Source organism: Streptomyces sp. NPDC025638, from assembly GCF_055558775.1.
Genome location: NZ_JBVHLX010000005.1, coordinates 249,104 through 272,564, shown reverse-complemented (window position 1 = coordinate 272,564; position 23,461 = coordinate 249,104). Strand labels below are relative to the sequence as shown.

Annotated in this window: 22 protein-coding genes; 9 read left to right on the top strand and 13 right to left on the bottom strand. The window is 70.7% G+C overall.

Annotated elements, in window-relative coordinates:
• Positions 1-74 precede the first annotated feature (74 nt).
• Genes hisF through hisD form a run of 8 tightly spaced genes read right to left on the bottom strand, consistent with a single transcriptional unit; the run spans position 75 to position 5,771 of the window.
• The gene (gene hisF, locus ACZ4EG_RS15290; protein WP_390709123.1) at positions 75-830 is read right to left on the bottom strand and encodes an imidazole glycerol phosphate synthase subunit HisF; all 756 of its coding nucleotides are present in this window, start codon (positions 828-830) and stop codon (positions 75-77) included.
• Complete coding sequence (locus tag ACZ4EG_RS15285) at positions 827-1,222, bottom strand: RidA family protein (protein WP_453548043.1); 396 nt, start codon at positions 1,220-1,222, stop codon at positions 827-829. Before ACZ4EG_RS15285 ends, hisF begins: the two co-directional genes overlap by 4 nt.
• On the bottom strand, positions 1,219-1,944 hold the full coding sequence (gene priA, locus ACZ4EG_RS15280; protein ID WP_467790948.1) for a bifunctional 1-(5-phosphoribosyl)-5-((5-phosphoribosylamino)methylideneamino)imidazole-4-carboxamide isomerase/phosphoribosylanthranilate isomerase PriA: 726 nt from the start codon (positions 1,942-1,944) through the stop codon (positions 1,219-1,221). The genes ACZ4EG_RS15285 and priA overlap by 4 nt, the downstream gene beginning before the upstream one ends.
• Entirely contained in the window at positions 1,941-2,582 is a 642-nt protein-coding gene (gene hisH, locus ACZ4EG_RS15275) for an imidazole glycerol phosphate synthase subunit HisH (protein WP_453548038.1), read from the bottom strand. The genes priA and hisH overlap by 4 nt, the downstream gene beginning before the upstream one ends.
• Positions 2,582-2,746: a hypothetical protein gene (locus tag ACZ4EG_RS15270; RefSeq protein WP_270084327.1), complete on the bottom strand. Its 165-nt coding sequence runs from the start codon at positions 2,744-2,746 to the stop codon at positions 2,582-2,584. The genes hisH and ACZ4EG_RS15270 overlap by 1 nt, the downstream gene beginning before the upstream one ends.
• Before the next feature lie 3 nt (positions 2,747-2,749).
• The gene (gene hisB, locus ACZ4EG_RS15265; protein ID WP_467790947.1) at positions 2,750-3,343 is read right to left on the bottom strand and encodes an imidazoleglycerol-phosphate dehydratase HisB; all 594 of its coding nucleotides are present in this window, start codon (positions 3,341-3,343) and stop codon (positions 2,750-2,752) included.
• A complete protein-coding gene (locus tag ACZ4EG_RS15260) occupies positions 3,340-4,449 on the bottom strand; it encodes a histidinol-phosphate transaminase (protein WP_453548034.1) in 1,110 nt (369 codons plus the stop codon). The genes hisB and ACZ4EG_RS15260 overlap by 4 nt, the downstream gene beginning before the upstream one ends.
• The gene (gene hisD, locus ACZ4EG_RS15255) at positions 4,446-5,771 is read right to left on the bottom strand and encodes a histidinol dehydrogenase (RefSeq protein WP_453548032.1); all 1,326 of its coding nucleotides are present in this window, start codon (positions 5,769-5,771) and stop codon (positions 4,446-4,448) included. The genes ACZ4EG_RS15260 and hisD overlap by 4 nt, the downstream gene beginning before the upstream one ends.
• Positions 5,772-5,968: 197 nt before the next feature.
• Here hisD and ACZ4EG_RS15250 point away from each other — a divergent pair, with 197 nt between their 5' ends.
• The 4 genes from ACZ4EG_RS15250 to ybaK all read left to right on the top strand — a co-directional run bounded on the left by ACZ4EG_RS15250 (position 5,969) and on the right by ybaK (position 10,016).
• Complete coding sequence (locus tag ACZ4EG_RS15250; RefSeq protein ID WP_467790946.1) at positions 5,969-7,546, top strand: oxidoreductase; 1,578 nt, start codon at positions 5,969-5,971, stop codon at positions 7,544-7,546.
• 153 nt (positions 7,547-7,699) lie between these two features.
• Positions 7,700-8,749 carry a hypothetical protein gene (locus ACZ4EG_RS15245; RefSeq protein ID WP_467790945.1) on the top strand — a complete coding sequence of 350 codons (1,050 nt, stop codon included), beginning with the start codon at positions 7,700-7,702 and terminating at the stop codon, positions 8,747-8,749.
• A gap of 9 nt (positions 8,750-8,758) precedes the next feature.
• Positions 8,759-9,499, top strand: coding sequence for an LON peptidase substrate-binding domain-containing protein (locus tag ACZ4EG_RS15240; RefSeq protein WP_453548025.1), 741 nt, complete (start codon positions 8,759-8,761; stop codon positions 9,497-9,499).
• A 13-nt stretch (positions 9,500-9,512) separates the two neighbouring features.
• Positions 9,513-10,016, top strand: a complete 504-nt coding sequence (gene ybaK, locus ACZ4EG_RS15235; RefSeq protein WP_467790944.1) for a Cys-tRNA(Pro) deacylase — start codon at positions 9,513-9,515, stop codon at positions 10,014-10,016.
• Between the two features lie 553 nt (positions 10,017-10,569).
• On the opposite strand, the gene ACZ4EG_RS15230 is transcribed toward ybaK, so the two are convergent.
• The 4 genes from ACZ4EG_RS15230 to ACZ4EG_RS15215 all read right to left on the bottom strand — a co-directional run bounded on the left by ACZ4EG_RS15230 (position 10,570) and on the right by ACZ4EG_RS15215 (position 14,454).
• Positions 10,570-11,238 carry an AAA family ATPase gene (locus tag ACZ4EG_RS15230; protein ID WP_467790943.1) on the bottom strand — a complete coding sequence of 223 codons (669 nt, stop codon included), beginning with the start codon at positions 11,236-11,238 and terminating at the stop codon, positions 10,570-10,572.
• 34 nt (positions 11,239-11,272) lie between these two features.
• On the bottom strand, positions 11,273-12,094 hold the full coding sequence (locus ACZ4EG_RS15225) for an ABC transporter permease (RefSeq protein ID WP_467790942.1): 822 nt from the start codon (positions 12,092-12,094) through the stop codon (positions 11,273-11,275).
• A gap of 63 nt (positions 12,095-12,157) precedes the next feature.
• On the bottom strand, positions 12,158-13,132 hold the full coding sequence (locus ACZ4EG_RS15220) for an ABC transporter ATP-binding protein (RefSeq protein WP_467791118.1): 975 nt from the start codon (positions 13,130-13,132) through the stop codon (positions 12,158-12,160).
• A 104-nt stretch (positions 13,133-13,236) separates the two neighbouring features.
• The gene (locus tag ACZ4EG_RS15215; RefSeq protein ID WP_467790941.1) at positions 13,237-14,454 is read right to left on the bottom strand and encodes an NYN domain-containing protein; all 1,218 of its coding nucleotides are present in this window, start codon (positions 14,452-14,454) and stop codon (positions 13,237-13,239) included.
• A 224-nt stretch (positions 14,455-14,678) separates the two neighbouring features.
• On the opposite strand from ACZ4EG_RS15215, the gene ACZ4EG_RS15210 reads away from it, so the two are divergent.
• Entirely contained in the window at positions 14,679-14,858 is a 180-nt protein-coding gene (locus ACZ4EG_RS15210) for a hypothetical protein (RefSeq protein ID WP_390709137.1), read from the top strand.
• Positions 14,859-14,945: 87 nt separating this feature from the next.
• On the opposite strand, the gene dnaE is transcribed toward ACZ4EG_RS15210, so the two are convergent.
• Positions 14,946-18,485, bottom strand: coding sequence for a DNA polymerase III subunit alpha (gene dnaE / locus ACZ4EG_RS15205; protein WP_453548012.1), 3,540 nt, complete (start codon positions 18,483-18,485; stop codon positions 14,946-14,948).
• Positions 18,486-18,697: 212 nt separating this feature from the next.
• Between dnaE and ACZ4EG_RS15200 the strand changes: the two genes are divergently transcribed.
• The 4 genes from ACZ4EG_RS15200 to ACZ4EG_RS15185 all read left to right on the top strand — a co-directional run bounded on the left by ACZ4EG_RS15200 (position 18,698) and on the right by ACZ4EG_RS15185 (position 23,460).
• Positions 18,698-20,023, top strand: coding sequence for a DUF2252 domain-containing protein (locus ACZ4EG_RS15200; protein WP_363297071.1), 1,326 nt, complete (start codon positions 18,698-18,700; stop codon positions 20,021-20,023).
• Between the two features lie 67 nt (positions 20,024-20,090).
• The gene (locus ACZ4EG_RS15195; protein WP_467790940.1) at positions 20,091-20,786 is read left to right on the top strand and encodes a hypothetical protein; all 696 of its coding nucleotides are present in this window, start codon (positions 20,091-20,093) and stop codon (positions 20,784-20,786) included.
• An 80-nt stretch (positions 20,787-20,866) separates the two neighbouring features.
• Complete coding sequence (locus ACZ4EG_RS15190; protein WP_453548008.1) at positions 20,867-21,685, top strand: thioredoxin domain-containing protein; 819 nt, start codon at positions 20,867-20,869, stop codon at positions 21,683-21,685.
• A 104-nt stretch (positions 21,686-21,789) separates the two neighbouring features.
• Entirely contained in the window at positions 21,790-23,460 is a 1,671-nt protein-coding gene (locus ACZ4EG_RS15185; protein ID WP_453548006.1) for an alkaline phosphatase D family protein, read from the top strand.
• Position 23,461: the final 1 nt, after the last annotated feature.

Here is a 23,461-nt window from a genome sequence, read left to right as displayed (position 1 = left end):
TTCTCTTTCGTAATGGGCCACGAAGAGGCCCCGGCGGCAGCCCGCCGGGGCCGGTGTGGGCGTATGTGTACGCGCTAACGGACGGGGTGGCCCGCCTCGCGCAAGGTCTGCTTCACCTCGGCGATGCGCAGGTCGCCGAAGTGGAAGACGGAAGCGGCCAGGACCGCGTCCGCGCCCGCCGCGATCGCCGGCGGGAAGTGGGCGAGCCGGCCGGCGCCGCCGGAGGCGATGACCGGGACCGTGACGTGCTTGCGCACGGCCGCGATCATCTCCAGGTCGTAGCCGTCCTTCGTGCCGTCCGCGTCCATCGAGTTGAGCAGGATCTCCCCCGCGCCCAGCTCGGCGGCCCGGTGCGCCCACTCGACGGCGTCGATGCCGGTGCCCTTGCGGCCGCCGTGCGTCGTCACCTCGAAGGATCCGCTCTGCGTGCGGCGCGCGTCCACCGACAGCACCAGCACCTGCCGGCCGAACCGCTCGGCGATCTCGCGGATCAGCTCGGGCCGGGCGATCGCGGCCGTGTTCACGCCGACCTTGTCCGCGCCCGCGCGGAGCAGCTTGTCGACGTCCTCGGCCGTGCGCACGCCGCCGCCGACCGTGAGCGGGATGAACACCTGCTCGGCGGTGCGGCGCACCACGTCGTACGTCGTCTCACGGTTGCCCGAGGACGCGGTGATGTCCAGGAACGTCAGCTCGTCGGCGCCCTCGGCGTCGTACACCTTCGCCATCTCGACGGGGTCGCCCGCGTCGCGCAGGTTCTGGAAGTTGACGCCCTTGACGACCCGGCCGTTGTCCACGTCCAGGCACGGGATCACGCGTACAGCCAGGGTCATGAGGACACTCCTCGGAACGCCTCCACCTCGACCTCGACCACCAGGCTGGGGTCCACGAAGCCGGAGACGATGATCATGGTTGCGACGGGCCGGACGGTGTCGAACAGCTCCTTGTGCGCCCGTCCGACCTCGTCCACGTCACGCGCGTGCGTGATGTACATGCGCGTCCGTACGACGTCGTCACGCCCGAGTCCCACCTGCCGCAGCGCGGACAGCGCGACGTCGAAGGCGTTGACCGCCTGCTCGTACGGCCCACCGCCGACGATCTGACCGTCCACGACGGACGTGGAGCCGGCGACCAGCACCAGACCGTTCGGCAGCTCCACCGCGCGGGAGTAACCGAACTGCTCCTCCCAGGGCGCGCCCGTGGACACGCGCCGTACGTCGCTCACCGGGACACCGCCTCCAAGGCCTCTTCCAGTGTGAATGCCTTCGCGTACAGGGCCTTCCCGACGATGGCGCCCTCGACACCGAGGGGTACCAGCTCGGCGATGGCCCGCAGGTCGTCCAGGGACGACACGCCGCCCGAGGCCACGACCGGCCGGTCGGTCGCCGCGCACACGTTCTTCAGCAGCTCCAGGTTCGGGCCCTGGAGGGTGCCGTCCTTGGCGATGTCCGTGACGACGTAGCGGGCGCAGCCCTCCTTGTCGAGACGCTCCAGCGTCTCGTAGAGGTCGCCGCCGTCGCGGGTCCAGCCGCGGCCGCGAAGGGTCGTGCCCCGCACGTCCAGACCGACCGCGATCTTGTCGCCGTGCTCGGCGATGACCTTGGCGACCCACTCCGGGGTCTCCAGCGCGGCGGTGCCGAGGTTCACCCGGGTGCAGCCGGTGGCGAGCGCGGCCGCGAGGGTGTCGTCGTCACGGATGCCGCCGGACAGCTCCACCTTGATGTCCATCGCCTTTGCGACCTCGGCGATCAGCGCACGGTTGTCGCCGGTGCCGAACGCGGCGTCCAGGTCGACGAGGTGGAGCCACTCGGCGCCCGAGCGCTGCCAGGCGAGCGCGGCCTCCAGAGGGGATCCGTAGGAGGTCTCGGTCCCGGACTCGCCGTGCACCAGGCGGACGGCCTGTCCGTCCCGGACGTCGACGGCGGGGAGGAGTTCGAGCTTGCTCACAGTGTTCCGATCCAGTTGGTGAGGAGCTGGGCTCCGGCGTCGCCGGACTTCTCGGGGTGGAACTGCGTGGCCCACAGGGCGCCGTTCTCCACGGCGGCCACGAAGGGCTTGCCGTGCGTCGACCAGGTCACCCTGGGCGCGTGCATCGCCGCGTTGTGCGTCTCCAGGGACCAGTCGTGGACCGCGTAGGAGTGCACGAAATAGAAGCGCGCGTCCGCGTCCAGGCCGGCGAACAGCTCGGAGTCGGCGGGCGCCTCGACGGTGTTCCAGCCCATGTGGGGCACGATCTCGGCCTGGAGCGGCTCGACCGAGCCGGGCCACTCGTCGAGGCCCTCGGTCTCCACGCCGTGCTCGATGCCGCGCGCGAACAGGATCTGCATGCCGACGCAGATGCCCATCACCGGCCGCCCGCCGGACAGCCGGCGGTCGATGATCCAGTCCCCGCGGGCCGCACGCAGGCCCTGCATACAGGCGGCGAAGGCGCCGACGCCCGGCACCAGCAGCCCGTCGGCGTTCATGGCCGCGTCGAAGTCGCGCGTTATCTCCACCTCGGCCCCCGCGCGCGCGAGGGCACGCTCGGCCGAGCGGACGTTGCCGAAGCCGTAGTCGAAGACCACGACCTTCTTCGGCGCGCTCATCAGTTCCACACCTCCAGCCGCAGCACACCCGCGACCAGACACATCGCCGCGCCGATCGAGAGCAGCACGATCAGGCTCGTGGGCATCTTCTGCTTGACGAAGGAGATGATGCCGCCGACCAGGAAGAGGCCGACGACGATCAGGATGGTGGACAGACCGTTCATGGTTTACAGCGCACCCTTCGTGGACGGCAGAATGCCCGCCGCGCGCGGGTCACGCTCGCTGGCGTAGCGCAGTGCCCGCGCCAGCGCCTTGAACTGGCACTCCACGATGTGGTGTGCGTTGCGCCCATAGGGCACGTGCACATGGAGTGCGATCTGTGCCTGGGCGACGAAGGACTCCAGGATGTGCCGGGTCATCGTGGTGTCGTACTGGCCGATCATCGGCGCCATGTTCTCGGGCTCGGTGTGCACGAGGTACGGGCGGCCGGACAGGTCGACGGTGACCTGGGCGAGGGACTCGTCCAGCGGCACCGTGCAGTTGCCGAAGCGGTAGATCCCCACCTTGTCACCGAGCGCCTGCTTGAAGGCGGCGCCCAGCGCGAGGGCGGTGTCCTCGATGGTGTGGTGCGAGTCGATGTGCAGGTCGCCGTCGGTCTTCACGGTCAGGTCGAACAGACCGTGCCGGCCGAGCTGGTCGAGCATGTGGTCGTAGAAGCCGACGCCCGTCGCGATGTCGGTCCTCCCGGTGCCGTCGAGGTCTATCTCGACGAGGACCGACGTCTCCTTGGTGGTCCGCTCCACGCGTCCAACGCGGCTCATGCGTCCAGCTCCTTCTTCATGTCACGTACCGCGTCGAGGAACGCGTCGTTCTCCTCCGGGGTTCCGGCGGACACCCGCAGCCACCCCGGTACGCCGTTGTCCCGGACCAGGACACCCCGGTCGAGGATCTTCTGCCAGGCGGCGTGGGTGTCCTCGAACCGGCCGAACTGCACGAAGTTCGCGTCGGACTCCGTGACGGCGTAACCGATCGCCCGCAGCTCGCTCACCAGCCGGTCCCGCTCCGACTTGAGCTGCTCGACGTACTTGAGCAGCGTGTCGGTGTGCTCCAGGGCGGCCAGCGCGGTCGCCTGGGTGACCGCCGACAGGTGGTACGGCAGTCGTACGAGCTGTACGGCGTCCACCACCGCCGGGTGCGCGGCGAGATAGCCGAGCCGCAGACCCGCCGCGCCGAAGGCCTTCGACATGGTCCGCGACACGACGAGATGCGGCCGGCCTTCGAGCAGCGGCAGCAGCGAGTCGCCGTGGCTGAACTCGATGTAGGCCTCGTCCACGATCACCATGGACGGCTTGGCCGCCTGCGCCGCGTCATAGAGCGCGAGCACCGTCTCGGGCGGGACCGCGTTGCCCGTGGGGTTGTTGGGGGTGGTGATGAAGACGACGTCGGGCCGGTGCTCGGCGATGGCCCGCTCGGCCGCCGCAAGGTCGATGGTGAAGTCCTCGTTGCGGGGGCCGGAGATCCAGCCGGTGCCCGTGCCGCGCGCGATGAGCGGGTGCATCGAGTACGACGGCTCGAAGCCGATCGCCGTACGGCCCGGTCCGCCGAAGGTCTGCAACAGTTGCTGGATGACCTCGTTGGAGCCGTTGGCCGCCCAGACGTTCGCCATGCCGAGCGGGTACTTGCCCGTCTTCGTCAGGTAGGCCGCCAGCTCGGTGCGCAGCTGGACCGCGTCCCGGTCGGGGTAGCGGTTCAGATCGCGGGCGGCCTCGCGCACCCGCTCCGCGATCCGCTCGACCAGCGGCTCGGGCAGCGGGTACGGGTTCTCGTTCGTGTTCAGCCGTACGGGCACGTCCAGCTGGGGCGCGCCATAGGGGGACTTGCCGCGCAGCTCGTCCCGTACGGGGAGATCGTCGATTCCGAAGCTCACTTGCTCGTCGGTACCTTCCACCCGAACCTTGCCTTGATCGCCGCGCCGTGCGCGGGCAGGTCCTCCGCCTCCGCGAGCGTCACCACGTGGTGCGCGACCTCGGCCAGCGCGTCCTTCGTGTAGTCGACGATGTGGATGCCGCGCAGGAAGGACTGGACGGACAGGCCCGAGGAGTGGCAGGCGCAGCCGCCGGTGGGCAGGACGTGGTTGGAGCCTGCCGCGTAGTCGCCCAGCGAGACGGGCGCCCAGGGGCCGATGAAGATCGCGCCGGCGTTCCTGACCCGGTCGGCGACCGCGGCCGCGTCCGCCGTCTGGATCTCCAGGTGCTCGGCGCCGTACGCGTCGACCACCCGAAGGCCCTCTTCGACGCCGTCGACCAGCACGATCGCGGACTGCCTGCCGCGCAGCGCGGGGACGATCCGGTCGTCGATGTGCCGGGTGGCCGCGATCTGCGGCTCCAGTTCCTTCTCCACCGCGTCGGCCAGCTCGACGGAGTCGGTGACCAGCACGGCCGCCGCGAGCGGGTCGTGCTCGGCCTGGCTGATCAGGTCGGCCGCCACGTGCGCCGGGTCGGCGGTGTCGTCCGCGAGGACGGCGATCTCGGTGGGGCCGGCCTCCGCGTCGATGCCGATCCTGCCGGTGAAGAAGCGCTTGGCGGCGGCGACCCAGATGTTGCCGGGGCCGGTGACCATGTTGGCGGGGGCGCAGGACTCGGTGCCGTACGCGAACATCGCGACGGCGGTGGCGCCTCCCGCGGCGTAGACCTCGTCGACGCCGAGCAGCGCGCACGCGGCGAGGATCGTCGGGTGCGGCAGGCCGCCGAAGTCCGCCTGGGCCGGTGAGGCCAGCGCGACCGATCCGACGCCCGCCTCCTGCGCCGGGACCACGTTCATGATCACGGAGGAGGGGTAGACGGAACGGCCGCCGGGCGCGTACAGGCCGACGCGCTCCACGGGCACCCACTTCTCGGTCACCGAGCCGCCGGGCACGACCTGGGTCGTGTGGGTCGTACGACGCTGGGCGCGGTGCACGAGGCGGGTCCGGCGGATGGACTCCTCCAGGGCCGCCCGTACGGCCGGGTCGAGGGACTCCAGGGCGTCGGCGAGCGCCTGCGCCGGGACCCGTACGGATTCGAGCCGTACACCGTCGAACCTCTCCGCGAAGTCGATCAGCGCCGCGTCGCCCCGATGATGCACGGCTTCGCAGATCGGACGCACCTTCTCAAGGGCGGCCTGAACGTCGAAGTCGGCTCGGGGCAGCAGGTCGCGCAGGGCGGGTCCCTCGGGAAGGGCGTCGCCGCGCAGATCGATTCGGGAGATCACAGCCCCAATTCTCTCAGACCGGCGTCGGCCGTCGTCCGCGCGTATCAATGGCTGATACAGAACCCGGCCGGGAACCCGGAAGATCCGCTTCACGTCTGGCGTTCGGGACGTCACTCAGCGGGCATGAACGGTTGTACACAGTTGCGACTCGCGAGTAGTTGAGAAAGTCGCGAGTAGTTGAGAAAGAAGGAAAAGCAGTGACCGAGGGGGCCGGCCTGCGCGCCGGGGACCTGCCGGACGATCTGACCGCCGCCGAGGCCGGCATGTGGCAGGCCTTCCGCAACGGCAGTGTGTACGACCTGAGCAGCGGGGACGCCGTCGTGGACGACCCGCACGGCGGTCACCCCTGGGGACCGGAGCGGACCGTGCGGGCGAGGATCCTGTGCTGGCTGCTCCTGGACGGTCCGCCCGCGCTGGCCGGCCGCGTGTCCTCGCTGAAGCTCGTCGGCGTGCGCGTCACCGGCGCCCTGGACCTGGCGGGCGGCACGGTCATGCCGTATCTGGAGCTGCGGGACTGCCGTTTCGACCAGGAGGTCCTGCTGCCGGAGGCCCGCTTCACGACCGCGCGGTTCGTGAACTGCTCGGTGCCCCGGCTGGAGGCGGCCCGGGTGCACACCGAGGGCGATCTGCATCTGCCGCGCTGCCGCTTCCACAACGGTGTCCGGCTGACCGACGCGCACATCGGCACGGATCTGCTGCTCAACCAGGCGATCGTGTACCGGGACCGCAGCGGCCGCTCGATCGCCGGGGACGGGGTGACCGTCGGCCAGGACTTACAGGCGGAGCTCCTGGAGTCGCACGGCGAGCTGAGCCTGCGCGGAGCCAAGATCGGGGTCTCACTGAGCCTGCGCGGCGCCCGGCTGCTCAACCCGTACTCGCGGCTCGCCCTGAACGCGCCCCAGCTGACGGTGGAGCGCACGCTGTATCTGACCCCGGCCGGTGTCGGCAGCCCGCTGCTGAGCGGCACGACTCCCGCGCGCGGGACACGGATCCAGCGGTTCGAGTGCCAGGGCGGGGTGCGGCTGGACGACGGGCGGTTCGGCGACGCGGTCGACCTGGAGCGGGCGCGGTTCACCTTCACCGACGACCAGGAGCTGTCGCTGCGCCGGGTGCAGACGCCCGAGCTGCGCTTCCTCGGGGACGCGCCGCAGCGCGGCAAGGTGGTGCTGTCGGGCGCGCGGACCGTCAACCTCGTGGACCGCGCGGCCGGCTGGCCGGGGCCGGGCAATCTGCACATGGGCGGCTTCGCGTACGAGAACCTGGTGCCGCAGGGCCCGTTCCCGCTGAACCGGCGGCTGGACTGGGTGGCGGCGGCGACCGCCGAGTACAACCCGGAGCCGTACGAGCGGCTCGCCGCCGTGCTGCGCGCTGCCGGCGAGGACGAGGACGCCCGCGAGGTGCTGCTCGCCAAGCAGCGCCGGCGCCGCGAGACGCTGCCGCCGGCCGCCAAGCTGTGGGGATACGCCCAGGACTGGACGGTGGCCTACGGCTACCGGCCGGGCCGGGCGGCCGTGTGGATGGCGGTGCTGTGGGCGGCGGGCACACTGGCCTTCGCGCACGCCGGCCATCCGCCGATGAACCCCGGCGGGCACCCGGTCTGGAACCCGGCACTGTTCGCCCTCGATCTGCTGCTGCCGGTGATAGACCTCGGCCAGGTGGGCCAGTGGCAGCTGCGCGGCGGCTGGCAGTGGCTGTCCGCGGCGATGATCCTCCTGGGCTGGATCCTCGCGACGACGGTGGCGGCGGGGGCGACACGACTGCTCAGACGCCGCTAGGGGCCCGTCGGAACCGGCTGTGCGACAGGTGCCCTCTGGCAGGTACTCAACAGGAATGGAACAGTCACCTTTTACCCGGCCTTGACCGGTGCGCGTACAACTTTCCTCGGGTTGGGCATACCCCCTGGCGCGTCCTGGACCTGCGGACTTTCAATGGTCGACACCATGGCTCTGCTGCCCGCTTTCATCCGCCCCACCCGGATGAAGAGGATCGCCTCGCTCCCGGCCGGTCCACCGGTCGATGACGAGGTGCTGCTCGACGCGCCCGACGACCGCCTCGGCCCCGCCCTCGTCGCGGCCGGCAGGGGCGAGTTCCGTGCCGCCGCCGAGCTGCTGGCCGCCACCCGCGCGGCCGCCGAGTGGGAGAACCGCGACCGGTACACGCGGCGCCTGGCCGCCTTCGCCCGCTCGCGTGCCGAGTGGTTCGAGGAGTGGCGCAGGCAAGCCCCGGACGACCACGGCGGGCTGCTGATCGCGGCCCAGCTGGCGGTGTACCGCGCCTGGCCGTCACCGGCCCGCGCCGAGCTGCTGCGCAACGTCAGCCCGCTGATCACGGCCGCCGCGCGCGCCGACGACCGCGACCCGGTGCCCTGGCGGATCGCGCTGGACCACGCGCGGGGCTCGCACGCCGGGCCCAAGTACTTCGAGGAGCTGTGGGGCGCCGCGGTCCGGCGTGCCCCGCACCACTACGGCTGTCATACGGCGGCCCTGCGCTATCTGGCCGCCTCCTGGCACGGTTCCCACCGCGAGTGCTTCGACTTCGCCGACCTGGCCGCGCAGGACGCCCCGCCGGACTCACTGGTCCAGGCGCTGCCCGTGCGGGCGGCCCTCGGCTATCTGACCGACGACTGCGGGGCCGAGGTGGCACGGGAGCGGCTGGAGACGGCGGCCGACCGGGCGATCGACCTGTCCGCCCGGTTCCCCGCGGCGGACCCCTGGCCGGCCGAGATCCGCAACAAACTGATGTACGTCCTCGTCACGCTGGACCGCCGGCAGGACGCCCTGGCCCAGCTGCGTCTGATCGGCCCGTATGCCACGTCCTTCCCCTGGGACCGGCTGTCGGACGACCCGCTGGGCCACTTCCTGCGGCTGCGCGCCGAACTCCTGACGACGGCCCGCCCGGCGCCACGGACGCGGCTGGACCCGGGCCCCCGGCGCCCACGGACCGGGCACGGCGGACATGCCCACGCCGGTGACCATTAGGGTGGCGCCGTGACCACCGTCCGTCTCCCCCTCTTCCCGCTGAACTCAGTGCTGTTCCCGGGGCTCGTGCTCCCTCTGAACGTGTTCGAGGAGCGCTATCGCGCCATGATGCGCGAACTGCTGAAGACCCCCGAGGACGAGCCGCGCCGGTTCGCCGTCGTGGCGATCCGCGACGGCCACGAGGTGGCGCCGAGCGCACCGGGCATGCCGGACCCGACGGCCATGCCCGAGCTCGGCCCGGCGGCGGGCTTCGGCGCCGACCCTGCCAAGGCTTTCAACGCGGTGGGCTGCGTGGCCGACGCGGCGACCATCCGGGAGCGGTCGGGCGGCACCTTCGAGGTGCTGGCGACCGGCACGACCCGGGTGCGGCTGCTGTCGGTGGACTCTTCGGGCGCGTTCCTGACGGCCGAGCTGGAGGAGCTGCCGGAGGAGCCGGGCAATGAGGCGGGCGCGCTGGCGGAGGGGGTGCTGCGCGCCTTCCGGCAGTACCAGAAGCGCCTGGCGGGCGCGCGGGAACGCTCCCTGTCCACGAGCGCGGAACTCCCGGACGAACCGGCGGTGGTCTCCTATCTCGTGGCGGCGGCGATGATGCTGGACACCCCGACGAAGCAGCGCCTGCTCCAGGCCCCGGACACCGCCTCCCGCCTGCGGGACGAGCTGAAACTCCTTCGCTCGGAGACGGCCATCATCCGTAACCTGCCGTCGTTGCCGGCGTCGGACCTGACGCGCGGCCGGACGAGTCTGAACTGAGGCCGGAACCTCGATGGCGAAGAAGTCGAAGAAGCAGCAGCAGTCCGGGGGCACCCCCGCGACGGTGGCACTGACGGCCGCGGGCGTGGACTACACGGTCCACTCCTACGACCACGACCCCGGCCACCCCTCCTACGGCGAGGAGGCGGCCGAGGCGATGGGCGTCTCCCCCGACCGGGTCTTCAAGACACTGGTGGCGGACGTGGACGGCAGGCTGACGGTGGCCGTGGTCCCCGTGGCGGGCTCCCTGGACCTCAAGGCCCTGGCGACGGCCGTCGGGGGCAAGCGGGCGGCGATGGCGGACCCGGTCCTCGCCGAGCGCACGACGGGCTATGTCCGCGGTGGCATCTCCCCGCTGGGCCAGCGCAAGAAGCTCCCCACGGTCCTGGACGCGTCGGCCTCGGCGCACACCACGATCTGCGTCTCGGCAGGCCGCCGCGGCCTGGAGGTCGAACTGTCCCCCGCGGACCTCGCCGGCCTCACCGGGGCGACGCTGGCCCCCATCGGGCGCGTTTGACCTCTCGACGGGCGCCCCGTCCTCGGTTAAGTACGAGGGACATGTCGAAGAAAACCCGGAAACGCAAGTGGCGCATCAAGAAGGGCCGCTCGAACCACGGGAGGCGCCCGGCATAGAAGCCGCCCCCTCAGCGCCGGCCGGCACGACCGAGCCCGTCCGGCGCTGGGGGACGAGACGACGCGGCCCGAAACGGGGGCTTCCGGAGCGGGGCGGGTGGTGCAGCGTACGGTCCCCGCGGGTACGGGTCCGGAACCCATGGACGCCGTGAGCCCGACGCACACCACCAGCACGGCCACCCGGCCACGCCGGCAACACGCCCTTCACCCCCAGCCTCAGCGGCACCGACCAGCACGCCCCAGCCCGGCCGGAGCCCTCTACGCGGGCGGCGCCGCGTACAACCCCTGCGGGTACGAGTCCAGAACCCTCGAACGCCGTGAGCCCGACGCACACCACCAGCACGTCCACCGGCCCGCACCACCCAGTCCACCCGGCACTCGTAGACAAGATCGCCCGGGCCGAAGCGCGCGCCCCCGGAGCGAAACGCCCGAGCCCTCTACGCGGGCGGTGCCGCGTACGGACCCTGTGGGTACGGGCCCTCCTCGTACCGGTCCGGGTCCCGTGGGCCGAACAGGGCCGTGAGGCCGAGGTGTACCACCAGCGCGGCCACCGGCCAGGCCAGCAGCGCGCCCTTCGCCCCCAGCTTCAGCGGTGCCGAGAAGGTCACGCCCTTGCCGACCTCCTTGGCGTGGGCGAGGACGTTCTGGGCGGGCCCCAGCCACACCCCGAGCCGCCAGGCGAGCAGCGCCCCGAGCAGGCCCCCGACGGTCAGCGCCACCACCAGCGGCACACCGCCGCGCCGCCGGAGCAGGAAGACTACGATCGCGCTGACCGCTCCGAAGGCGAGGGCGAGCAGCGTGAACGTTCCGTCCACCCCGATCGCCTGCTCCCCCTCGGTGTCCTTGATGTAGACGACCCAGCCCCGGCCCACCTGGTCCCCGACCAGCGGCACGTGCGGAGCCAGCCACAGCCACAGCAGACCGAGCGCCACCCCGCCGAGCGCCACCGTCAGCGTGATCACGGCCGCGTCGCGCACTTCGGTCTTCATTCCGGGACCGTCCTGTTCGTACACACCTCCCACCGCCCCGGCGGGCGGCGGCGCCTGCCAGGCCTGGTGCGGGGACTGGTCGTGCGGCGGCGGAGGCGGCGTCAGCGGTGCGGTCACCCTGACATCGTGCCAGGTCGGCCCGTGCGGCGCGTCATCGGACGGCAGCCCGCCGGTACGCCCAGGTGGCGACGGCCAGCGAGACGACCCCGACGGCGGCGCACACGCCCAGGTCAGCGATGACGAACGCCCAGTCGGGATGCGCCCCGAAGGTCCGCGCATAGGCCTCCACGCCGTACGTCGAGGGCAGCAGGTCCCGGGCCAGCCGCACGAGCTCCGGCATCCGGTCGGGCGGCAGCACCCCGAGCAGCAGCGCCGCCGACATCCCCAACTGACCAAGCAGCGTGGCCAGTTCGGGCCGTGACGAGAGCAGTCCGAAGACGGCGCCGAGCCCGGCGAGCGCGGCGCCGGCGAGCGGGATCACGGCCACCAGGATCCAGAGGTTGGTCAGCGGCAGCCCGAAGAGCACACAGCCGAACCCGGCCGTCACCAGCGTTCCCGGCACGGTGAAGGACGCGTACGCCCCCGCCGCTCCGAGCACCACCGCCGCGGGTGGCACCGGCAGCGTCGCGTAGTGGTCGAGCCCGCCGCCGGCCCGCAGCTGTCCGAAGTACTGGGCGAGCAGGTTCAGCGCGACGTACGCCACGACCACGACCGACGCGCCCGCCACCACGGACTGGGCCTCGACGCGGGTGTCCACCACCCCGCGCATCATGATCATGATGCCGACCGACTGGAACGTCGCCACGAACAGCAGCGGGATCCGCGCCACCCGCGCGCGGGACAGCTGCGCCCGGTACACGGCCGCCAGTGACGGCCACAGCCGGGCGGCCGGCGCGAGTTCGGCCGCGCCCTTCACCGTGTCCTTCACGGCCACGGCACTGCCCTGCAGAACCTCGGCGGGTACGACACTCACCTGGAACCGCTCCTCTCCGCCACGGATCTCACGCCGTCCCATACGCATACGGCTCTCCACCGCTCACGCCTTCACCAGCCCCTGCCGTGCGGCGCCACCGAGCGCCAGATACACGTCCTCCAGGCTGGGCGTGGCGAGCGTGAAGTCGTCCAGGGCGGCGAACGCGGCCCCGCCGGTCACCGTGGCGACGGCGGCGCGGGCCTCCTCGGGAGCCAGCCGCAGCGTCCAGCGGCGGCCGGCCTCCACGGCCCGCTCCCGCAGCCGGGCGACCTCGGGCACCTCCAGCGGCGCCCGCTCCCGCCACACCAGCTCGACGCGCACCTCGCCGTCGACCCGCTCCTTGAGCCCGGCCGGCGTGTCGCAGGCGATGACCCGGCCCCTGTCGAGAACGGCGACCCGGTCCAGCACGGTCTCGGCCTCGATGACGTTGTGGGTGACCAGCAGCACGGTCGTACCGCGCTCGGCGCGCCGCCGGTCGACGGCCGTCCACACGGCGCGCCGGGCCACCGGGTCCATGCCGGTGGTCGGCTCGTCGAGCACGAGCAGCGGCCGCTCCCCGACCAGCGCGGTGGCGAAGCAGGCGAGCCGTCGCTGCCCGCCGGACAGCTTCTTCAGCGCCCGCCCGGCGATCGGGGTGAGCCCCAGCTCGTGGAGCACGGCGTCCCGCTCGGCCCGCGCCCGCCCGAGGTCCAGTCCGCGCAGCCGTGCGGTGGTCTCCACGGCGAGGGAGACCGTCAGCTCGTCGAGGGCGGTGGATTCCTGGCCGAGGTAGGCGAGGATGCGCGAGGCCCGCTCCGGGTGGCGCACGATGTCGTGGCCGAGGATCTCGACCCTGCCGGCGTCGGGTCGCATCAGCCCGGTCAGCTGGCGTACGAGGGTGGACTTGCCGGCCCCGTTCGGCCCGAGCAGTCCGAAGATCTCACCGCGCCGGACGTCCAGCTCCACCCCGTCGGTGGCCCGCACCTCGGGCGCGTCCGGTGCCCCGCGCCGTCCGCGTACGGCCGCGTAGGTCTTGGTCAGCCCGCGCACCGCGCACACGACGTCACCGGAATGCCGTGGAGCCTGTGCCGAGCGCGTGTTCACAAAGCACGAGAGTACGGGGTCCGGGACCTTTACTCGCCTTTGGGGCCTCCTACCTCGATTCATTCTCCAGCGGGCGCATGCTCCGCGGCCGTGGGGACGTCGATCTCCCGCCAGAAGCCTGCCCGGATGGCGTAACGGTCGTGCTCGTCGATCTGGTCGTCCTTGTGGGCCAGCAGCCCGAAGCGGGCGGCATAGCGCAGCAGCTCGCCGTCGATGCGGTGCGGGATGCGCGGATACATGCCGGACAGCTTCTGCAGATGGCTCTGATCGCTCAGCCGGGAGATCCACCGCCGGGCGAAGACCTGTCCCACCTCGTACGGGTCGCCGCCGACCGTGGTGATGTCCTCCTCCCGGTCGGCCCACCGCTGCTCGGCGGTGGTCAGCTGGGCCAGCATCGGCATGGAGGCGGCATCGGCCGGCTCCGCGGCCACGCCCGGCCGGTCCACCCAGCCCTTGTCGGAGGACCAGCGCAGGGTCGCGGTCGCCGGGTGCTGGGCGGGCTGGGCGCCGGGGGCGCGCAGCGCGGCGAGGTCCTTGGGGGTGGGCACGCCCTTGGCCGGCACCCGTTCCTGGGTGCCGTTCTCCGAGACCGCGGCGGCGGGCGCGTGTTCGCCCTCCTCCGGCGGCCGCTCGGGCGCCGGAGCGAGGGAGGACTCGGGCAGCGGCGCGGAGAGGATCGCGGCGATCTCGGGGCGGGGCGCGGGCGGCGGCGCGCAGATGCCGGTGAGCTCCTTGGCGCGTACGGCCCTGGTGATCCACGTACGGTCCAGGACGCGCCGTTCGTCGGCCTCGGCGACCAGGTCCTCGGACTGGTTGTAGTCGCCGTCGGCGGCCTGTACGGCCCACAGGTGGACGGCGACGCCGTGCTCCTTGGCGGCCATCATGCCGGGCAGCAGGTCGCCGTCGCCGGTGACGAGGACGACGTCGGAGCAGGCGCGGTTGCGGGCCAGTTCGGTCAGCTCGGCGTGCATGGCGGCGTCCACGCCCTTCTGCGCCCAGCGTCCGTCGCTGCGGGTCAGGGCGCCGAGCCGGACGGTGACCCGGGGCATCACGCGCAGCCTGCGGTGCTCCGGCTGGGGGACGCGGTCGGGGGCGCCGTCGAACCAGTAGATGCGCAGCAGCGGCCGCTCGGTGTCGGCCTCGGCGCGCTCGCGCAGCGCCTGGATGAGCGCGGTGTGGTCGACGGTGATGCGGGAGCGGGAGGGTTCTCCGGCGAGGAGGCTGGCTGCGGCCCCCAGCAGATACCCGGCGTCCACCAGGACGATGCATCGGTCCACACGACTCACCCTCTTCCCCGGAGGTTTGCTTCGGGCCTGATTCGAGTCTGCCCGACTGCGCGGGGGTTAACGGCCCGAACTCGATCTTCGGCGTGGCGTTTCGGGGCCTCGTTCGCCGACCAGCCCTGTCACAGACGGTAATTATCCGACATGCGCCTCTTGTCAGGCTATGTGAATCTGATTCCGGCCCTGGCCCCTAGATCCCCCACAGGAGGCAGATCACCATGGCCAAGAACAAGAACCGCAAGCAGGGTGGCCCGCAGACCCGCGCGTCGCAGGCAGAGCAGGCCCGCGAGCAGGCGCAGCGGACGTCGACGGAGGCGCACGAGTCTCCGGCGGCGAACATCCAGGGCAGCCCCGCTGATGTTGCCCGTAAGCAGAAGAAGAGCTTCGGCCACAACTGAATCAAGGGCTGTTGAGCCCAGGTACTGACGAGGGGCGTACCCGCTGCCGGGTACGCCCCTCGGTCATGTCCGTCCCGGGCCGGACGCTCAACCCGCCAGGCAGGACGGGCCGAGCAGCACCTTCAGGTCTCCGAACAGGGCCGGATCGGGCTTCACACGGTGCCGGTCGAGGCGCAGGACCGTCGTCTTGCGCGGGCCCTGGAGCCTGATGCGGACCTCGCTGTCGCCCTTGTGGTGGCTGAGGATCTCACCGAGGCGACTGACCATGGGCGGGGTGACCCTGGTGGCCGGGATGGTCAGGATCACGGGGGCGTTGGTACCCGCGTTGGACAGGTCCGGGACCATCAGCTCCATCGCGACGAGCCGCGGCACGTCCTCCCGCTTGTCGAGCCGGCCCTTGACGAACACGACCGCGTCCTCGACGAGTTGGGTCGAGATGAGCTGGTACGTCGCCGGGAAGAACATGCACTCGATGGAACCGGCGAGGTCCTCCACCGTGGCGATCGCCCAGGCGTTGCCCTGCTTGGTCATCTTGCGCTGCAGGCCCGAGATGATGCCGCCGATGGTGACGACCGCACCGTCCGCGTGCTCACCTCCGGTGAGCTGGGCGATGCCCGCGTCGGCCTTGTCGGACAGCACGTGTTCCAGGCCGAAGAGCGGGTGGTCGGAGACGTACAGACCGAGCATCTCCCGCTCCTGGGCGAGCAGATAGGTCTTGTCCCACTCCTCGTCGGTGAACTGCACGTCGAGTCCGAAGCCGGGCTCGCTGCTCTCCTCCTCGCCCATCCCTCCGAAGAGGTCGAACTGTCCCTCGGCCTCCTTGCGCTTGACCGCGACCACGTTGTCGATCATCGGCTCGTACTGCGCGGTGAGGCCCTTGCGGGTGTGTCCCATGGTGTCGAAGGCGCCGGCCTTGATCAGGGATTCCGTGGTGCGCTTGTTGCACGCGACCGCCTCGACCTTGTCGAGGTAGTCGGGGAAGGAGGCGTACTTGCCCTTCGCCTTGCGGCTCTTGATGATCGACTCGACCACGTTGGTGCCGACGTTGCGCACCGCTTCGAGGCCGAAGAGGATCACGTCGTCGCCCTGGGCCGCGAAGTTGTGCACCGACTCGTTGACGTTCGGCGGGAGCACCTTGATGCCCATGCGGCGGCACTCGTTGAGGTAGATCGCCGACTTGTCCTTGTCGTCCTTGACGGAGGTGAGGAGCGCGGCCATGTACTCGGCGGGGTAGTTCGCCTTGAGGTAGGCGGTCCAGTAGGAGACCAGGCCGTACGCGGCCGAGTGCGCCTTGTTGAAGGCGTAGCCGGCGAACGGGACCAGCACGTCCCACAGGGCCTGGATGGCCTCGTCGCTGTAGCCGTTCTTTTGGGCGCCGGCCTGGAAGATGGTGAAGTTCTTGGCCAGTTCGTCGGGCTTCTTCTTGCCCATCACGCGGCGGAGGATGTCGGCCTCGCCGAGGGAGTAGCCGGCGATGATCTGGGCGGCCTTCTGCACCTGCTCCTGGTAGACGATCAGGCCGTAGGTGACGGCCAGGACCTCTTCGAGGGGCTCCTCCAACTCCTTGTGGATCGGGGTGATCTCCTGGAGCTTGTTCTTGCGCAGCGCGTAGTTGGTGTGCGAGTCCATGCCCATCGGGCCCGGGCGGTACAGCGCCGACACGGCGGAGATGTCTTCGAAGTTGTCGGGCTTCATCAGGCGCAGCAGGGAGCGCATGGGGCCGCCGTCGAACTGGAAGACGCCGAGGGTGTCGCCGCGCTGGAGCAGTTCGAAGGTCGTCGGGTCGTCGAGCGGGAGGCCCAGGAGGTCGATGTCGACCCCTTTGTTGGACTTCACCATCTTGACGGCGTCGTCCATGATCGTGAGGTTGCGCAGGCCCAGGAAGTCCATCTTCAGCAGGCCGAGCGACTCACAGCTCGGGTAGTCCCACTGCGTGATGGTCACGCCGTCGGTGTGCCGCACCCACACGGGGACGTGCTCGGTGATGGTCTCGCTGGACATGATCACGCCGGCCGCGTGCACACCCATCTGCCGGACCAGGCCCTCGACGCCCTTGGCGGTGTCGATGACCTTCTTCACGTCCGGCTCGTTCTCGTACATCCCGCGGATCTCGCCCGCCTCGCTGTAGCGCGGGTGCGAGGGGTCGGTGATGCCGTTCAGGTCGATGCCCTTGCCGAGGACGTCGGCGGGCATCGCCTTGGTGAGCCGGTCGCCCATGGCGTACGGGTAGCCCAGCACGCGCGCGGAGTCCTTGATCGCGTTCTTGGCCTTGATCTTGCCGTAGGTGCCGATCATGGCGACCTTGTCGGCGCCGTACTTCTCGGTCACGTACCTGATCACCTCGACGCGCCTGCGCTCGTCGAAGTCGATGTCGACATCGGGCATGGAGACGCGCTCGGGGTTGAGGAACCGCTCGAAGATCAGGCCGTGCGGGATCGGGTCGAGGTCGGTGATGCCCATGGCGTAGGCGACGATCGAGCCGGCCGCGGAGCCTCGGCCGGGGCCCACCGCGATGCCGTTGTTCTTGGCCCACATGATGAAGTCGGCGACCACGAGGAAGTAGCCCGGGAACCCCATCTGGATGATGACGTCCATCTCGTACTCGACCTGCTTCTGCCGGTCGTCCGGGACGCCGCCGGGGAAACGGCGGTCCATGCCCCGGCGGACCTCCTCCTTGAACCAGGTGACCTCGGTATAGCCGTCCGGGATGTCAAACTTCGGCATGAGGTTCCTGGCCTCGAACATGCCGGTGGTGTCGACCATCTCGGCGACCAGGAGGGTGTTGGCGCAGCCCTGCTGCCAGGCGTCCGAGGAGTCGATGGCGTACATCTCGTCCGTGGACTTCAGGTAGTAGCCGGTGCCGTCGAACTTGAAGCGGTCCGGGTCGGAGAGGTTCTTGCCGGTCTGGATGCACAGCAGGGCGTCGTGGGCGGTCGCCTCGTGCGCGTACGTGTAGTGCGAGTCATTCGTGACCAGCGGCGGGATGCCGAGCTTCTTGCCGATCTCGAGGAGGCCGTCGCGGACCCGGTGCTCGATCTCGATGCCGTGGTCCATCAGCTCCAGGAAGTAGCGGTCCTTGCCGAAGATGTCCTGGTAGTCGGCGGCGGCCTTCAGGGCCTCGTCGTACTGCCCGAGGCGCAGCCGCGTCTGAAGCTCGCCGGAGGGGCAGCCGGTGGAGGCCACGATCCCCTCGGACCACTGGGCGATGGTCTCCTTGTCCATCCGGGGCCACTTCTGGAGCCAGCCCTCGGCGTACGCGTCCGAGGAGAGCCGGAAGAGGTTGTGCAGACCCGTGCTGTTCACGGCCCACATCGTCTTGTGGGTGTAACCACCGGAACCGGAGACGTCGTCGCGCTTCTGGTGCGGCTGGCCCCACTGGATCTTGCGCTTGTTGCGCCGGGACTCGGGCGCGACATAGGCCTCGATCCCGATGATCGGGGTGACTCCGGCCTTCTTCGCACTGTGGAAGAAGTCGTACGCCCCGTGGAGGTTGCCGTGGTCGGACATGGCGATGTGCGTCATGCCCATCTCGTTGCAGGCGTTGAACATGTCCTTGAGCCGCGCGGCACCGTCCAGCAGCGAGTACTGGGTGTGGACGTGCAGGTGCGTGAAGGGCGGCTTTGACACGGTTTCGGCCTCCGAGGGAAACGAGCGTCGACGATCTTCCGACCGGCTGCGGACAGTCTGGGGGACAGCGTCGAAGTCTATGCCCCGGCACTGACACAGGAAGGGCACTCCCGCGTACCTTCGTCCGTTGGGTCAGTTCGGAAGGCCCACCCGGACGGATGTCCCGTCCGCCCCATACGTCACGCATCACCTGTACCAGGAGGCACCCAGCGATGTCGGTACCCCAGCTCAACGACGAGCAGCGCGGCGAGGAGATCCTCGCCGTCTTCGACACCGCCTTCGGCCAGCTCCTGGCCGCCGACCCGGCCGCGTTCCGCGTGAAGTTCCGGAAGATGGCGGCCTCGGCCTTCGCGTTCTACCGGGGCACGGCGGCCCTCTTCTACCACGACCTCGACGCAGAAAAGCGCGGCGGCCCGTACCTGGACGAGCGCACCTCGCGCGTGTGGATCCACGGCGACCTGCACGCGGAGAACTTCGGCACGTACATGGACTCGAACGGCCGCCTGGTCTTCAACGTCAACGACTTCGACGAGGCGTACGTCGGCCCCTTCACCTGGGACCTGAAGCGCTTCGCCGCCTCCATCGCGCTGATCGGCTACGCGAAGGCGCTCAGCGACGAGCAGATCACCGAGCTGGTGCAGGTGTACGCGGGCGCGTACCGCGAGCGCGTACACGCGCTGGCGACCGGCGCCAAGCGCGACGAGGTGCCGCCGTTCACGCTGGACACCGCGCAGGGTCCCCTCCTCGACGCGCTGCGTGACGCCCGCTCGCTGACCCGCTTCGGGCTGCTGGACTCGATGACCGAGATCCGCGACTTCGAGCGCCGCTTCGCGCCGGGCGGCGGCTCCATCGAGCTGGACGCGGCCACCCGCTACAAGGTGCTCGCCGCCTTCGACGGCTATCTGGAGACCCTGCCGGAGACGTCCCTGGACCGCCCGGACTCCTACCGGGTCAAGGACGTCGTGGGCCGCCGCGGCATCGGCATCGGCTCGGCCGGCCTGCCGTCGTACAACATCCTCCTGGAGGGCCACAGCGACGCCCTGGAGAACGACGTCGTGATCTACATCAAGCAGGCCCAGACCCCGGCCGTCTCCCGGCACATCACGGACCCGGCGATCGCGGAGTACTTCCAGCACGAGGGCCACCGCACGGTGATCTCGCAGCGCGCCCTGCAGGCGCACGCGGACCCGTGGCTGGGCTGGACCGAGCTGGACGGCGCGGGCCAGCTGGTCGCCGAGGTCTCGCCGTACGCCGTGGACCTGGACTGGGGCGACATCGACGACCCGGAGGAGATCGCGGCCGTGGTCGCCGACCTGGGCCGGGCCACCGCCACCATGCACGCGGCGGCGGACGACACCTCCGGCGAGTCCCTGGTGCCGTTCTCCACGGAGCGGGCCATCGACGCGGCGATCGCGGCCGACGAGGAGGGCTTCGCGGGCCTGCTGTCGGACTTCGCGCACAGTTACGGCGCACGCGCGCGTGCCGATCACCAGATCTTCGTGGACCTGTTCCGCAACGGCCGGATTCCGGGCCTGTAACCTTCCCGGACCCACAGGCCCCCTTTAGGGGTCTCTTACCTGAGTACGTGACAGACTCTCCAGCGCTATGGACATATCCGGGACTCAGCTCAGAGCCGTGCGCGCGGCGCTGTTCACGGCTTTCGTCGTGACGCTCAGCACCGCGTCGCACGTCCTGCTGTCCCGGGCCCCGCTGCCGCTGACGACCGTGGCGGCGGTCGCCGCCGGAGTGTTCCTCACCGCGTACACGCTGGCGGGCCGCGAGCGCGGCTTCGGCCGCATCGCGGCGCTGCTGGTCCCGCTGGAACTGGCCGCCGACACGGTGTTCACCACCGGCCAGCACGAGTGCTACGGCAGGGCGGGCGGCCCGGTCGCCGGCCCGCTGCGCGCGGTCGGCCTGGACGTACTGTGCGGCGGCGGCGCCGTGGGCACGCCGCTGGCCCAGGTGACCGGCGGCCCCGGCCACGCCTCCGCGCTGCTCGCGCACGCCGACCCGGCCGCGGCCTGGCTGCTGCTCGCGGCGCACATCGGCGTCGGCCTCCTGGCCGCCGCCTGGCTGCGCCGGGGCGAGCGGGCGCTGACCCAGCTCCTGCGCGCGGTGGCCGCGACCACCTTCCGGCCGCTGCTGCTGGCGGTGGCCGCGGTGACGGTACGGCCGGCTGCGGTACGCCGGCTGTCGCGCCCCGCGCCGCGCAGGGCCATTGCCCGCGATCTGCTCCTCGTGCACTCCCTGGGACGGCGTGGACCGCCGTGCTCCTGCTCCCGCTCACTGGCCCTCGCCTGAGCGACGGCAGCTGAGCACAAGCAGTCCCCCACACGTATCCCGCGCACGACACATGCGCGTCCCATATGGAGATCACCAACATGAGCAAGCGGAACAGCCAGGCGGCGAAGAACGCGGCCCGGGAGCGGCTGCGTCTGGAGCGCGAGAAGCAGGCCAAGCGCGCCAAGGTCAAGCGGCAGGTCATCGTGGCCTGCTCGGTGGTGGCCGTACTGGCCGCGGCGGGCGGCATAGGCTATGCCGTCGTCCAGGCCAACAAGCCCAGCTACTGGGAGGGCATGAAGGACGCCAAGGTCGTCGCCCCGGCCAACACCACGGGCACGAACGGCACCACGGTCCTCCTCGGCAAGGACACCGCCAAGAAGACCCTCAAGGTCTACGAGGACCCGCGCTGCCCGGTGTGTGCCTCGTTCGAGCAGGCCGTCAGTCCGACCGTGAAGAAGGACATCGACGACGGCAAGTACAAGCTCCAGTTCATCAGCGGCACGTTCCTCGACGGGCACGACAACGGCGTGGGCTCCAAGAACGCGCTCAGCGCACTGGGTGCCGCGCTCAACGTCAGCCCCGAGGCGTTCCTCGAGTACAAGACCGCGATGTACTCCGCGAAGTGGCACCCGGACGAGACGACCGACAAGTTCAAGGACGACAGCTACCTCATCAAGATCGCCGACACCGTGCCGGCGCTGAAGGGCAACGCGAAGTTCCAGGACGCGGTCAAGAAGGGCACCTACGACGCCTGGGCGATGGCCATGTCGAAGACCTTCGACGACAACAAGGACGGCGTGACGGGCACCCCGAGCTTCATCATGGACGGCAAGAAGCTCACCGCCGACAGCCAGGGCAACCCGCCCATGTCGGTGGCCGATTTCAACAAGGTGGTGGACGCGGCCCTGAAGGGCTGACGATCTTCCTGACGATCCGTCGGAACCTGATCACCGCATGAAGAGCGGGCGAACTTTGAAAGTTCGCCCGCTCTTGCGCGTACCGCTCAGTAACCTGATCGGTCGTGACTAGTCCATACAAGCCATCCGAGGCAGCCAAGCGCCTCAACTCCCTCTCGCCCCGCCGCCGTACGGTCGTCAAGGCCGCGGCGGCGACCGCTGTCCTGGCCGGACCGCTCGCCGCCGCCCTGCCGGCGCGCGCCGCCACGGACGCCCCCGCCTTCCTGCACGGCGTCGCCTCCGGTGACCCGCTGCCCGACGGCATCCTGCTGTGGACCCGTGTGACCCCCACCGCCGACGCGGTACCCGGCTCCGGGCTCGGCCCGGACACCGAGGTGAGCTGGGTCGTCGCCACGGACAAGTCGCTCACGAACATCGTCGCCAGGGGGTCCACCACCGCGACCGCCGCCTCCGACCACACCGTCAAGGCGGACATACGCGGCCTGGCCCCGGCCACCGACTACTGGTTCCGTTTCGCGGCGGGCGGCACCGACTCCCCGGTGGCGCGCACCCGCACCGCGCCGGCGGCGGACGCGGCCGTGCCGGGCCTGCGCTTCGGCGTGGTCTCCTGCGCCAACTGGGAGGCGGGCTACTTCTCCGCGTACCGCCACCTGGCCGCCCGCAACGACCTCGACGCCTGGATGCACCTGGGCGACTACATCTACGAGTACAAGTCCGGCGAGTACGCCGCCCGCGGCACCGTCGTCCGCCCGCACGCGCCGGCGAACGAGATCCTCACGCTCGCCGACTACCGCACCCGGCACGGCAAGTACAAGACCGACCCGGATCTGCAGGCCCTGCACCTCAAGGCACCGGTCGTCGCGATCTGGGACGACCACGAGTTCGCCGACAACTCCTGGTCGGGCGGCGCGGTCAACCACACCGAGGGCGCCGAGGGCACCTGGACCGCCCGTCAGAAGGCCGCCAAGCAGGCCTACTTCGAGTGGATGCCGGTCCGCCCCGCCATCGCGGGCACCACCTACCGCCGGCTGCGCTTCGGCAGGCTCGCCGACCTGTCCCTGCTCGACCTGCGCTCCTTCCGCTCGCAGCAGGCGACCACGGCCAGCGGCTCGGTCGACGACCCCGACCGCACCATCACGGGCCGCGCACAGCTCGACTGGCTGAAGGCCGGTCTGAAGGCCTCCGACACCACCTGGCGGCTGGTCGGCAACTCGGTGATGATCTCGCCGTTCTCCTTCGGCTCCCTCTCCGCCGACCTGCTCAAGCCGCTCGCCAAGCTGCTCGGGCTGCCGCAGGAGGGCATCGCCGCCAACACCGACCAGTGGGACGGCTACACCGACGACCGCCGCGAGCTGCTGGCCCACCTGCGCTCCAACGCCATCCGCAACACCGTCTTCCTGACCGGCGACATCCACATGGCGTGGGCCAACGACGTGCCGGTGGACGCGGGCACCTACCCGCTGTCGGCCTCGGCCGCCACGGAGTTCGTGGTCACCTCGGTGACCTCCGACAACCTCGACGACATCGTCAAGGTCCCCGAGGGCACCGTCTCCGCGATCGCCTCGCCGATCATCCGCGCCGCCAACCGGCACGTCCACTGGGTCGACACCGACCGCCACGGCTACGGCGTCCTGGACATCACCGCCGACCGCGCGCAGATGGACTACTACGTCCTGTCCGACCGCACCAACGCCAACGCCACCTCGTCCTGGGTGCGTTCGTACCGGACGCGCACCGGCACGCAGAAGGTCGAGCGGACCTACGACCCGGTGTAAC

Bases quoted from the DNA above. Each gene is read 5' to 3' on its own strand.
- hisF (WP_390709123.1), bottom strand. From the start codon at position 830: ATGACCCTGGCTGTACGCGTGATCCCGTGCCTGGACGTGGACAACGGC.
- hisH (WP_453548038.1), bottom strand. From the start codon at position 2,582: ATGAGCGCGCCGAAGAAGGTCGTGGTCTTCGACTACGGCTTCGGCAAC.
- ACZ4EG_RS15270 (WP_270084327.1), bottom strand. From the start codon at position 2,746: ATGAACGGTCTGTCCACCATCCTGATCGTCGTCGGCCTCTTCCTGGTC.
- hisB (WP_467790947.1), bottom strand. From the start codon at position 3,343: ATGAGCCGCGTTGGACGCGTGGAGCGGACCACCAAGGAGACGTCGGTC.
- ACZ4EG_RS15245 (WP_467790945.1), top strand. From the start codon at position 7,700: ATGGTCGACACCATGGCTCTGCTGCCCGCTTTCATCCGCCCCACCCGG.
- ybaK (WP_467790944.1), top strand. From the start codon at position 9,513: ATGGCGAAGAAGTCGAAGAAGCAGCAGCAGTCCGGGGGCACCCCCGCG.
- ACZ4EG_RS15210 (WP_390709137.1), top strand. From the start codon at position 14,679: ATGGCCAAGAACAAGAACCGCAAGCAGGGTGGCCCGCAGACCCGCGCG.
- ACZ4EG_RS15200 (WP_363297071.1), top strand. From the start codon at position 18,698: ATGTCGGTACCCCAGCTCAACGACGAGCAGCGCGGCGAGGAGATCCTC.
- ACZ4EG_RS15195 (WP_467790940.1), top strand. From the start codon at position 20,091: ATGGACATATCCGGGACTCAGCTCAGAGCCGTGCGCGCGGCGCTGTTC.
- ACZ4EG_RS15190 (WP_453548008.1), top strand. From the start codon at position 20,867: ATGAGCAAGCGGAACAGCCAGGCGGCGAAGAACGCGGCCCGGGAGCGG.